General features: G+C 37.3%; 8 protein-coding genes. 4 read left to right on the forward strand and 4 right to left on the reverse strand.

Annotation, left to right across the window (positions count from 1 at the left end):
• The 3 genes from QM491_RS07660 to QM491_RS07670 all read left to right on the forward strand — a co-directional run bounded on the left by QM491_RS07660 (position 1) and on the right by QM491_RS07670 (position 3504).
• Entirely contained in the window at positions 1-1263 is a 1263-nt protein-coding gene (locus QM491_RS07660) for a bile acid:sodium symporter family protein (RefSeq protein ID WP_283326871.1), read from the forward strand.
• Between the two features lie 17 nt (positions 1264-1280).
• Positions 1281-2393: a glycoside hydrolase family protein gene (locus tag QM491_RS07665; protein WP_283326873.1), complete on the forward strand. Its 1113-nt coding sequence runs from the start codon at positions 1281-1283 to the stop codon at positions 2391-2393.
• A gap of 193 nt (positions 2394-2586) precedes the next feature.
• Positions 2587-3504: a bestrophin family protein gene (locus QM491_RS07670; protein WP_283326875.1), complete on the forward strand. Its 918-nt coding sequence runs from the start codon at positions 2587-2589 to the stop codon at positions 3502-3504.
• Between the two features lie 150 nt (positions 3505-3654).
• Here the strand turns inward: QM491_RS07670 and QM491_RS07675 are convergent, their stop codons facing one another.
• The 3 genes from QM491_RS07675 to QM491_RS07685 all read right to left on the reverse strand — a co-directional run bounded on the left by QM491_RS07675 (position 3655) and on the right by QM491_RS07685 (position 9607).
• Entirely contained in the window at positions 3655-5484 is a 1830-nt protein-coding gene (locus QM491_RS07675) for a RagB/SusD family nutrient uptake outer membrane protein (protein WP_283326877.1), read from the reverse strand.
• 58 nt (positions 5485-5542) lie between these two features.
• On the reverse strand, positions 5543-8815 hold the full coding sequence (locus tag QM491_RS07680; RefSeq protein WP_283326879.1) for a SusC/RagA family TonB-linked outer membrane protein: 3273 nt from the start codon (positions 8813-8815) through the stop codon (positions 5543-5545).
• An 84-nt stretch (positions 8816-8899) separates the two neighbouring features.
• On the reverse strand, positions 8900-9607 hold the full coding sequence (locus tag QM491_RS07685; RefSeq protein WP_283326881.1) for a DUF3826 domain-containing protein: 708 nt from the start codon (positions 9605-9607) through the stop codon (positions 8900-8902).
• Between the two features lie 576 nt (positions 9608-10183).
• Between QM491_RS07685 and QM491_RS07690 the strand changes: the two genes are divergently transcribed.
• The gene (locus QM491_RS07690; protein ID WP_166550770.1) at positions 10184-11053 is read left to right on the forward strand and encodes an AraC family transcriptional regulator; all 870 of its coding nucleotides are present in this window, start codon (positions 10184-10186) and stop codon (positions 11051-11053) included.
• 89 nt (positions 11054-11142) lie between these two features.
• Here the strand turns inward: QM491_RS07690 and QM491_RS07695 are convergent, their stop codons facing one another.
• Positions 11143-12075 carry a dihydrodipicolinate synthase family protein gene (locus tag QM491_RS07695; RefSeq protein ID WP_283326882.1) on the reverse strand — a complete coding sequence of 311 codons (933 nt, stop codon included), beginning with the start codon at positions 12073-12075 and terminating at the stop codon, positions 11143-11145.
• Between the last annotated feature and the right edge of the window lie 5 nt (positions 12076-12080).

The following is a 12080-nucleotide window of genomic DNA, read 5'->3' on the forward strand; positions in this document are numbered from 1 at the left end:
ATGAAAGTTGTCTTTAAAACCTGTTTGATTCTTTCTTTTCTATTGCTAATATCGGGTGTATTTCTTTGGTTTTTAGGAAATAATGAAATGTTATCTCCTTTGGCTATTGCTAGTATTGTGTGTTTTGCTTTAGGAATCAAAGAAGTAGAATCTCTTAAAAACTATCAATATACGGCTTGGATTATGACGGCTGTTTTGTCAGGAATGCTCTATCCTGAAGCTTTTAAGTCTTGGGGAGGGGTAAACTTACGTGACAAAACTCTCATATTGATTATCATCCAATTTGTGATGTTTGGCATGGGGACACATATCAAGGTAAAAGATTTTGCAGGAATTGGTTCAACAGGAAAAGGCGTATTAGTGGGTTTATTTTGCCATTTTTCAGTAATGCCTTTGATGGGTTTTTTGTTGACAAGAATTTTTCATTTTGACCCAGAAATTGCCGCTGGCATCATTTTGATTGGCTCGTGCTCTTCTGGTTTGGCATCGAATGTAATGGTTTATTTGGCAAAAGGAAACCTCGTTTTATCGGTTGTAGTAACTGCTATGGCAACATTGGCAGCGCCATTTTTGACGCCATTACTCATGAAGTTGTTAGCAGGAACACTAATACAGGTCGCTTTTGTAGGCATGATGATGGAAATTATCAAGATAGTTTTGATTCCAATCGGTGCAGCACTTTTATATGATTTTTTGAAAAATTCGGATGAATCGGTTCTAAAAAAAGCTCGAATATTAGCGCTGATTTCACTGATAATCATCTTCGGCATTGTATTTCTCCTAAAACAAAATACCATACAAGGTGCTCCTAGAGAATTTTTAGGGATATTTGGCTTTATCCTTGGTGCACTTGTAATGGGTGTTGTGTACCATCTGTTAACCACTTTCGAACCTTGCTTAGATACGTGGATGCCCTATATTTCAATGATGGGAATTATTTATTTTACTACCGTTACCACTGCTGCTGGTCGAGATAACTTGTTGAAAGTAGGTGGTTTACTTTTTGTTGTTTCGGTGATTCACAATGCTAGTGGATATTTTTTTGGGTATTGGTTGGCTCGCCTTTTTGGCATGAGCAAAACCGATGCTCGCACGATTGCTTTTGAAGTTGGATTGCAAAATGGAGGCATGGCTTCTGGACTTGCAGGTACAATGGGTAAGCTCGGAACCGTTGGTTTGCCAGCAGCGGTATTTAGTCCTTGGATGAATATTTCTGGCTCTATTCTCGCAAATTTCTGGAGAAAACGGGCAGTTGATAAATAAATTTAATAAATAAGAGTATGAAAACGAGTTTATTAGCCTTACTATTTGTGGTAGTTTGTTATGCTTCATTTGGGCAAAAATCTATTTCTTCTCAAGAAATGAAAGCTATTTATGAAGAAGTCAAAACACCGTATAAATATGGTTTGGTGCTTGTTCCCGAAGATACAGAGCATAAAATGGACTGTCCGACCGTATTTCGAAAGGGAAAAAAATGGTATATGTCCTACTTGATTTATAACGGACGAGGCTATGAGACTTGGTTGGCAGAAAGTAAAGATTTGTTGAATTGGACTCCTAAAGAAAGATTGATGTCTTTTTCGGATACCACTAAAACAAAGATTTGGGATGCGAATCAAAAAGCGGGTTATATGGCGCTTCAGGATATGACTTGGGGAGGGAGCTATGCGCTAAAGCCGTATAAAGGAAAATATTGGATGTCCTATTTTGGAGGGAATGCTGCTGGATATGAAGCTGGCGATTTGTCGATTAGTATGGCATACACAAGCGATGACCCAAGTAAGGCACATGAATGGCAAAGGTTAGAAAAACCCGTTTTGACCGCAACAGATAAGGATACTCGTTGGTGGGAAAATCGAAAGTTATTCAAAAGCACAGTTATTCAAGACCCACAAAAGCACTTAGGACATGAGTTTGTGATGTATTACAATGCTAATGGAGACTCGGCAGTCAATAACAAAAAGACACGTTGGTATGAACGCATTGGTATGGCAGTTTCTGACGATATGATTTCATGGAAGCGAATACAAGAAGAGCCTTTAGTGTATCATTCGCAAGGAATTACAGGCGATCCACAAATTCAGAAGATAGGAGATAACTACGTGATGTTCTATTTTGGGGCATTTTGGAAAGATAGAAAAGGTGCTTTCAACCGCTTTGCTGTGTCCAATGATTTATTGCATTGGACGGATTGGGAAGGTGAAAATCTAGTTCAGTCATCTGAAGCGTACGATGAATTATATGCACATAAATCTTTTGTATTAAAGTATAAAGGTGTGGTATATCACTTTTATTGTGGAGTAAACAAAAGAGACCAAAGAGGTATTGCTGTTGCGACGTCTAAAGATTTTGGAAAAAGTAAAGTAAAATTCGTTGAGCTTAAAAAGCCATAAATTAGTTTCTTAAGGTTGAATATGTAAGGCATATAAGGATTCTTGTATGCCTTTTTGTTTTGCGCTTTGTATTTAACATAAGGTAATTTATATAACTTATATATACCAGCCTTGTCATTGCTTCTCTTTTTGAATTATTATATCTTTGGCGCGATTCACACACGAATTTTGAAGATTTCTAAAAATTAAAACTATGATTCAACGGAAGAAAAAGTCTTGGTTCTATATGCTGTTTATATGGCATGGTTCGGTTTTACCTCAATTAATACCCCGATTGAGCTTATTGCTGGTTTTTTCAATGATCATAGTCTATTTTAATGGTACGCTATATCATTATAAAGTCCCTTTAAACCCTGCTCCATTTACCTTGTTTGGATTAGCTATTGCCTTGTTTTTAGGTTTTAGAAATAACGCCAGCTATGATAGATTTTGGGAAGGTCGAAAGCTCTGGGGTGCATTGGTTATCGACTCGCGTTCACTCTTGAGACAAGCGATGAGTTTAACAACTTACGATAGTAAAAGCCCACAGATTAAAGAATTTACGAATCTTTTAATTGCTTTTTCGTATGCCTTAAAACATCAACTTCGACATACTGATGCAGATATTGATTTACAAAAAAGACTATCTTCAGAGGTTTTTGAAAGAAGTAAAAGTATCGGCTTCAAACCCACTTTACTGCAATACGAGTTAGCAAACTGGGTTAAAAAAGCTAAATTAGAAGGCAAGATAGATTCAATAGGACAAATGGCAATGGATGCAAATTTGAATCAATTGTCTGCCATAGTTGGTGGTTGCGAAAGAATTCATTCAACTCCAATACCTTATACTTATGGGGTGCTTTTGCATAGAACAGTCTATTTGTATTGTTTCTTTTTACCATTTGGTTTGGTGGATAGCTTGGGTTGGCTTACTCCTATTATCACTGTTTTTATTGCCTATACTTTCGTCGCTTTTGAAACCATTGCCGACGAGTTAGAAGAACCATTTGGGACAGAGCCGAACGATTTACCACTCAATGCGATGTGTTTGACAATTGAGACAACTTTGTCTGAAATGATTGGAGAACCTGTTCCTGCGCAACCTCAATTAGATGGATATATTTTGGATTAAAAATTAATGAAGGGTTTGTTATGTATTGCTATTTCTGAACAGGACGATATTTTACAAAAAAAAGCTGTCCTCAAACGAGAACAGCTTTTAATAATTTCAGACGATTATGCTAAAGTAATTATATTGTTAGTGGTTGTGTGACATTATATTTTACTCCAATGGATTAAACGCTCCGTTTGTCCAACCATCATTTTGTTTCAATAATGGGTTATTATCAATGGCTGACGTTGGAATAGCGAAGAAATAATATTTTGGTAAATAGTTAATGGCTGTACGGCTCATCAAAGCATTTGGTGTTAATGTAATGGTGAAATAGTTGGTATAAACGTCTTCTAATTTCATACCATCACGAGAAGTTGCAAAGTCAGCAGGAACACCTGTAGTTTTTAAGTTGATTTGCACTTTTGTACCTTTTGAACCATTTAACGTTGATTCCAACAATCTCCAACGACGCAAATCCCAGAAACGTTTTCCTTCAAAAGCAAATTCAACTTGTCTTTCATCCAAAATCGCTTTGAACATTTCGGCGCGAGACATATTGGCTTTCAAACCATATAGGTTGTCTGAACCAGCTTCGATACCTGCACGCTTGCGCACGTTGATGAGTTGCGTATAAGCTTCATCCAATTTACCAACACCAGCAGCAGATTCTGCGTAGTTTAACATTACCTCTGCAAAGCGAATTTCTTGCCAGTCAGTTCCCGAATAAATCGTATTTGATTGATCAAGAGTTGAACCCGCTACATCAGAGGTTTGTAGTGCTTTTTTGCAATAAAAACCTGTAAAGCTAAAGTTTACACCACCATTTTCAACACTTTTACCAGCGGCATAGTATGTCCAAAGTCTGTTGTTTGGTACGTTGCTCATTGGCCAAGTACAACCGTTATAAGCGATAGTTTTCTCAAAACGAGGATCACGATCTTTGAAGAACAATAAGTCAGAATAAGCATATTTTGAATCACCAGGTTTTTTACCATCTTTCATTGGATAAGCTTTTATCATATCCCAAGATGGAAGGTTTGAGCCGCCACCCGATACAGTTGAGTATTTAGGACGGTTTGACGCTTCCCAACCACTGTTTCTTCTTTGTTGATCACCCACAGAAGTGTTATATCCAGTTACAAAAACAGCTTCAGTATTACCAGATTCTGTGAACCAAATTTTTGCATAATCTGCAATCAGTTTAGAGCCATTGGCAGTCAAGGCATCATACGCTGCTTTGTTGGCATCATAAGCTGTTTGCCATTTAGTATTCAGATCTGTTGGATTAAATTGCGGAGATGCAGCATATAATAACAAACGACCTTTCAAAGCCAAAGCACCCCCTTTTGTAATGCGCCCCCAGTTTGCCGCTGGACTTGCCCAAGTAGCAGGAAGGTATTTTGCCGCAGAATCTAAGTCAGCAGAGATTTGTTTCACACATTGTGAAGTGGTATTTCTTGGTAAAAATGTAGCTTCACGATTTTCGATACCAACGGCATTTTGTGGAGTTAATACCAACGGTACACCGCCATAAAGTTTTACTAATTCAAAATAACGCCATGCTCTGAAGAAATAAGCTTGTGCCAAAAGGCGATTTTTTGCACCAGCATCCATTTTCGGATTTTGTTGCAAATCCGAAATGAATGAGTTGATAGTACGGATTTTACCGTAGTTGTTAGTGGCATTCAACGCTGTACCAAAATCTGTTACATCGTTTTCTGCAATGGCACCTTCAAGATACTTGTTTTGAGAAGACCCTTGGTTATAGGATTCCTCTGTATAAGTACTACTTCCCAAACCACTGATGGATGTGTAACCACCCCAATCAGGAAGGTTTTGGTTGTAGATATAGTTCAAAGAAAGATTGGCTAAAACCGAGTCTCCTGACACTAAATCTGGGTCTGCCGCTCCTAAGTCTGTTTTATCAAGTACACTTTCACAACTAGCTAATGCGAACATTGAGCAAAGTGCCGTCCATAAAATATATTTCTTTTTCATTATTCTTAGTTTTTTTGAAATGGTCAACCGCAGTTGACCTGTCCAACGTCTGAAACGATTACAAATTCAAGTTAATACCAGCAGAGAATGTACGAAGTGTAGGATACACATCAAATGCTCCAGAGTATTGCTTGTAGCTGTATGGGTTATAAAGGTTAAGTGGGTTTGTTGCTGTCACGTAAATTCTAGCGCCGTTGATATTCAATTTTTCTGTGATAGATTGAGGAATATCATACGAAATGTTCAATGTACGAACCGACATATTAAACGAACTTACAAACCAGAAATCAGAATCGTATCCATTTTGTGCACGATATGCTGGTGCAGGATACATAGCATTTGGGTTATCGACTGTCCAGTGGTCAACTAAGTTAACAGGCAAGTTAGTTTTTGCATTTACTTGTGCTGAAGTACCCCAGCTTCGTGCGCCTGACTCTAAGAAATCTTGTCCACCAAACGAGCCACCTAAAGCAAACGAGAAAGATAAGTTTTTGTATTTCGTAGAGAAATTAAAACCGAATCCGTAGTGGTTATCTTTCTTATTTGTCAAATATTGTAAATCGTTATCATCGATTTTGCCATCTGGTGCTGCATAAGTATAATTGCCATTGGCATCAGGAGTCGTATTTTTTGCACCTCTGATATCATCGTAGTACAACATACCTACCGCTGGTTTAGTACCATAAATAGTATAGTTTGGATATTTTGCCAACAAAGCATCTACGTCAGCTTGTGTGCGTAATATACCCATACTTTTCAAACCTAAAGCACCCATATCTGTTGATCTTCCTGAAGGGTCTCTGAACGTGCCAGTTAAACCTTTATCGAAGTCAACTTTTACTTGTTTGTTGTCGCTCCATGACATAAAGCCACGTACTTTGTATGACCAATCTTGATTGATTTTATTAGTCCAACCTAATGAAATCTCTGTACCAAAACCGTCTACTGTAGCAAAGTTTTCAGATGGCAACGCCGCACCTACAGTCAAAGGAACTGATGAAGTGAGTGATGTTAACATATTATAACGATGATCGTAGAATCCATCAATCGTCAAGTTCAAGCGGTTTCTCAAGAATGAAGCATCGATACCACCATTCAATTTAGTATCATCATCCCATGATATATCTCTGTTTGGCATAGCATTTTTCAAACGTAAGATACCTGCACGGTCAAGGTTTCCACCAAATACTGGGCCATTACCTGTTTGAATTAAGTTGTAGCTTTTTAACCAGTTATAGGCTCTGGTGTTGTCCATACCTGTCAGACCACCCGATACTCTTACCTTCAATTGGTCTACCCAATGTACATTGTTTTTGAAGAATGGTTCTTCAGAAACAACCCAACCCAATGACAATGATGGGAATGTCCCCCAGCGATTTTCAGGTGCAAAGTTGGTAGAAGCATCACGACGAACTGTAAATTCAACTAGGTATTTGTTGGCATAAGCATAGTTCAAACGACCTACATACGACAATCGACCAGTTTCTGATTCAGACTCTGCAATAGTACCAACACCAGCCCCCGATGCCGTACCACCCAAAGCGTATCCAGCGTTGTCAAGAGCACCATCAACTAAGTTGTCAAGATAAGAAGTAATACCATCAGAATATGTTTCTGACTGCTCTACCAATGCTAATGCCGAAATGCTATGTTTTCCGAATGTACGGTCAAAAGTAAGATACCCGTTTAACTGATAAACATCTGAGTAGTTAGGAGAATAATAAATACGGTTACTATTGCTTACTGTAACAGGTGTTGGAAGAACGTTACCACCTACAATATGCTTGTTTGTGCCCAACATACTGAAGTTGTACAAGTTGTACTTTGTACCAAATTCTTTACCCCAGTTGTTTTCTAAGTTACGGTTGTAAGTTACTTTCGCTTTCAAACCTTTCAAGAATGGCGCTTCATATTCTAAATATACGTTTAAGTTCATACCCGTATTTTTAGATAATAAGTAATTGTTTGATTTCTGGGCTTCAAAGAAGTGGAAGTTTTCAGATGTACTTCCACTTCCACTCAAGTTTACTGGATAACCATTATAATAAGCTGGTTTGAAAGGTGCGGCATACAACAAAGATTTGTAATCTTTTTCGTTGTCAGTACCACCTTGTTTCAACAAGTAACGGTCTTTCGTTGATAAGTCACCTGATAAACCTAAACCTGCTTTCACATTTTTCGAAACTTTTACATCAGCACTAGCACGGAATGTCCAACGGTCAAAGTTAATTTTGTCGAAATTACCATTTTGTTGGTTGTAAGTGATACCAGCAAAATAAGTTGCTTTCTCATTACCACCACTTACATTGAGTGTATGTCTTGTCACATAAGATGCTTTCCAAGCTTGCTCTAACCAAGATTGACTATTGGCTTTGTAATAGTCCAATTCATCTTGTGAATACAATACCGATTTGTCGGCTGTATTCATGTTATAATCATTGATGTAAGTTGCTAATTGATAGCCATTCATCATGCTTGGTAATTGAGCATCCGAACGACCCACTGAAGTGCTATAAGAAATTTTTGGAGTACCACTTTTACCACGTTTTGTCGTAACGACAATAACCCCATACGCTCCTCTAGCACCGTAAATAGCTGCTGCGGCATCTTTCAACACAGAGATATTCTCAACCTCTGATTGGTCTAGTGTATTAAAGTCATCTTCCGAACGAATTACATTGTCAATTACATACAAAGGACGAATCGTACCGCCATCTTTTGACAATAAAGTAGGGTTACGAATAGTGATGGAAGCGGGGTCTCCAGGACGAGCAAAACCACCTGAAACACCAACTCCTGGTTGTTGAGCTGTCAAAGCTGCTGACAAGCTACCTACAGGAAGGTCTTCAATGGCCTTCATATCAATTTGGGCAACTGCACCAGTCAAGTGAATTTTCTTTTGCTGACCATAACCAACAAATACTACTTCTTCCAACGAAGATGTTTCACTATCTAAAACAATGTTGATAATCTTACGATCAGCAACGGTCACTTCTGTAGTTTTATAACCAATCGAGCTAATAATTAGCGTTTCTTTGCCAGTTGGGGCATTAAGTGTAAATGTACCGTCAGCTTTAGTGGTTGTACCAGTTTTGCTGTTTTTGATACGAATTGTTACACCTGCCAATGGTGCGCCTTCACTGTCCTTTACAGAACCTGTCACTGTGTGGTCTGCATTACTAGTTTTAATGGCAGAACCCAATGCAGGATTTGAAGCTTGAGCTGCCTCCAAAAAAGGAGCTCCCGCAATGAACTGGGCTGCTAATAGCAAAGTACAGGTAAGTTTAGTGCCTTTACGTTTGCCAAATTGTGGTTGTAAATGAAATGTCATATTTTTCCTTACATTAAATTGAGTACTAAATAGTGTTTGTACGTTTTCGACTTGCGTTCGAGTTACTTTGAGTTTTCCTAATTATTATTGTCCAGAGGTTTTGCTTGCTTCTTTTTTTGCTGACTCAGCAGCTTTAATTCTTTTCTCCCACTCTTGCCCTGCTTTCTTCATATCTACTCCTTGAGCTGAAAGATAATTATTGATTTTCCCTTTGTATTTTCCAAACCAAGCGTGCTTTTTTTCTGATGATTCGGCATCCATAGCGTGCTCTCTTGCTTCTGTTAAATAATCCAAAATTTGTTTCTTCTGGTCTTTTGTCAAATCAGGAAGCATTTCTTGATAAGCTTTGTAAGTGTTAGGTAATACATTGTACGTCATACCATCCTTTACTGCTTCAACTTGAGTGTCTGATAATTCCTTCGAAAGCGATTTGATATACTTTTCATGTAAGGTATTTTGATCTGTTTCAGCTTTTTGTTCTACTTTTTGAATTTCTGAAGTAAGCTGTTCCTTGCTTAAAGAAGAATTGCTTTTGAGTGCTAAGATGCTATTCTTTTTTTGCTCGTGGATGTCGTTGAGATTACGATACTGATTGGTAATTAAGTCTCTTACCTTGAGTGCTTTCTTTTCTTTTTTCACTTCAAGCTTCTGTACAATCTTATCAGCTCTTTCTGTAATTGCTTTGATATATACGGCTTCTTTTGCGGAAGTATCTTGTACATTTTGCGCATTTCCAAACAATACAAATCCTAGTAGCAAAGAGGTAATCGAGAAAAATTGGAATTGGAACATTATAAGGTACGTTTATCTATTATGTTGGTTTTAATAAATATATTTAACACTTGTAGAGAGCCTGTATAATTATGATTTATTAGCAAAGCTTTTTGATAAAATAGTGCTATTTGTAATTTTTTTTGGCTATCTATTATAGTCTTTTATCATAATATCATGGAATTGTATTCTATATTCTCAAAACCTGATTTCTGTATGATAGAATAAGTGTTAATTTGACACATTGTTTTACTGGTATTGCTAATTATTTTGTGGTTAAGTGTCTGATTATTAGAGATTTATTTTATTATGGCAAGATAAGGTATGACAACTTTATACTTTTTTTATATTACATTAGTTATATAATTTGGTAATATTCTTTTATACAAGTAAAATTGTGTTGTTTCTACGATTCAAATTTCACTATATATAGTCCTATTTTTATGCATTTTTTTACCAACTTAGTGTAGGATATTGTCATATAATAAATTGGAATCATCATATTTGAATATATTGTACAAAATTTTTGATAGTAGAACGTTTTTTAGAGAAAGTAGAAATAAAAGAATAGTCCTATTTTTTTGATAATATTGAGTTATGAAACCACTTTTCCAGAAAGTTCCTGTTAAGCTAGAAAGCTCCTTTAGTGTCCGACATGACGTTCGACCTAACTTTGGAGGCATCTGGCATTATCATCCTGAGCTAGAGTTGCACTATATTATCAGAGGCGAAGGGGTTCGTTTTATTGGTGATAATATCAGCAACTTTTCGCATGGTGAGATTGTGTTGGTGGGCGAAAACTTACCTCATACTTGGCGTTGTAAAGAGGAGTATTTTTATCCTGATAATGACCTCGATGTAGAGGCTGTGGTTATACAATTTTTGCCTGATTGTCTTGGAAAATATTTGCTTGGATTACCTGAGGCATATTTGCTCCCAAAATTGTATGATAAGGCCAAAAGCGGTATGGTCATTATTGGCGAAACCCGCGAACGCCTGACTGAGCTGATGGTAAAAATTGCACAAGCCAAAAACTTAGAGCGTATCTCTTTGCTCATTTCTATTCTGCATCTTTTGGCAGAAAGTGATGAGTTTGAGACCATTGCGGGCGGACAAGCTTTTTACCAGTCAAACGAGTCGGATACATTGCGATTGAATAAGGTGTGTAATTATACTTTGATGAATTACAAAAAGGATATTACCCTCGAAGAAATAGCAGCAATTAGCAACCTGAGCGTCACATCTTTTTGTAGATACTTTAAGCTCATGACCAAGAAGACCTATTATGATTTCTTGATTGAAATCCGTATTTCACACGCTTGTAGGGCTTTGGTTGAGGATAAACTACCTACAGAGGTGATTTGCTTTGATTGTGGATTCAATAATGTGTCGAACTTCTATAGACATTTCAAAAAGGTAATGGGTATTACCCCGCTGGAGTATAAGCGAAAATATCATAAGAAATAGCAGTTGGCTTTCGGTAACGAAAGAATATTTAGGAGCAAAAAAAATCCCCCGCTAGTAAAACTATTGCGGGGGATTCCATCCCAAATTAATTAACAAACTATCTCCTGTAAAGGTATAGTATCTTGTAAGCCCTTGTATGCCAGATACAAAGCCTCAATATCGTTTGCGACTGAGGGGCTTATTTTCCCTACGTTACGTCGTGTAAATGTCGAAATCTGAAAATTTCTTTTTTGTAAAAATAACTTAGAAACAGTTGGATAAACATGGTGCATGACATCCATTTGTTTCACTAAAAAGTCTTGTACTTTTTGGATTTCTACTGAAAGCTCATCTTTATGATAATTGTCACATAACCAGACTATTAGCTCTGGAAAATAATTGCCTTGAATACAAGACAAACCGGCACTTCCTACTTTTAAGGAATCCACAGCATGAACCATGTAAGCATCATAAAGTCCAAAATTTTGTCCTTCTGTGGATTTGATTTTAGCTTTTATTTGCTCTATATCTAAGCAGGTATCTTTATGATAAATGACTCTTCCTGTGCGACTTAACCTCGATAATATATCAGCCGAAACGAGTCGCTTATAGGGTACAGGGCATTCGTAAAGTCCTAGGGGAATGTTTTCAGTTAAGTCTAATAAAGCCATCATTCTGTCTTCAAAAACTTCGTCAGATTCCTGATTTTCAGCAATGGCATTAGCCAGAATAATGACGGCATCAGCGCCAGTATCATGTACTTTTTTGACAAAATCAGCTTGTTCTTGTAAGCTATTGCCAAAACTTCCTGTGGCTACAACAGGTAGTCCTGATGCACTTTTTATGGTTTGCTTGATTACTTGAAGGCGTTCATTTTCAGTAAGTTCAAACATTTCACTTGATAAACAATTGGCAAATAATCCACTTGCACCTGCTTCTACGTACAACTCTGTCAGTCGACCAAGACCTTCGAAATCTATCTCGCCATTTTCATGGAATGGCGTTAACATTACTGGAATAAATCCTTTTTTGGTAGTAATCATAACTG

Source organism: Flectobacillus longus (assembly GCF_030056705.1).
GTDB classification, from domain to species: Bacteria; Bacteroidota; Bacteroidia; order Cytophagales; family Spirosomataceae; genus Flectobacillus; species Flectobacillus longus.

What these genes read in the sequence shown, in the direction of transcription:
- QM491_RS07660 (WP_283326871.1), top strand. Translation starts at nt 1, where the DNA reads ATGAAAGTTGTCTTTAAAACCTGTTTGATTCTTTCTTTTCTATTGCTA.
- QM491_RS07665 (WP_283326873.1), top strand. Translation starts at nt 1,281, where the DNA reads ATGAAAACGAGTTTATTAGCCTTACTATTTGTGGTAGTTTGTTATGCT.
- QM491_RS07670 (WP_283326875.1), top strand. Translation starts at nt 2,587, where the DNA reads ATGATTCAACGGAAGAAAAAGTCTTGGTTCTATATGCTGTTTATATGG.
- QM491_RS07675 (WP_283326877.1), bottom strand. Translation starts at nt 5,484, where the DNA reads ATGAAAAAGAAATATATTTTATGGACGGCACTTTGCTCAATGTTCGCA.
- QM491_RS07680 (WP_283326879.1), bottom strand. Translation starts at nt 8,815, where the DNA reads ATGACATTTCATTTACAACCACAATTTGGCAAACGTAAAGGCACTAAA.
- QM491_RS07685 (WP_283326881.1), bottom strand. Translation starts at nt 9,607, where the DNA reads ATGTTCCAATTCCAATTTTTCTCGATTACCTCTTTGCTACTAGGATTT.
- QM491_RS07690 (WP_166550770.1), top strand. Translation starts at nt 10,184, where the DNA reads ATGAAACCACTTTTCCAGAAAGTTCCTGTTAAGCTAGAAAGCTCCTTT.
- QM491_RS07695 (WP_283326882.1), bottom strand. Translation starts at nt 12,075, where the DNA reads ATGATTACTACCAAAAAAGGATTTATTCCAGTAATGTTAACGCCATTC.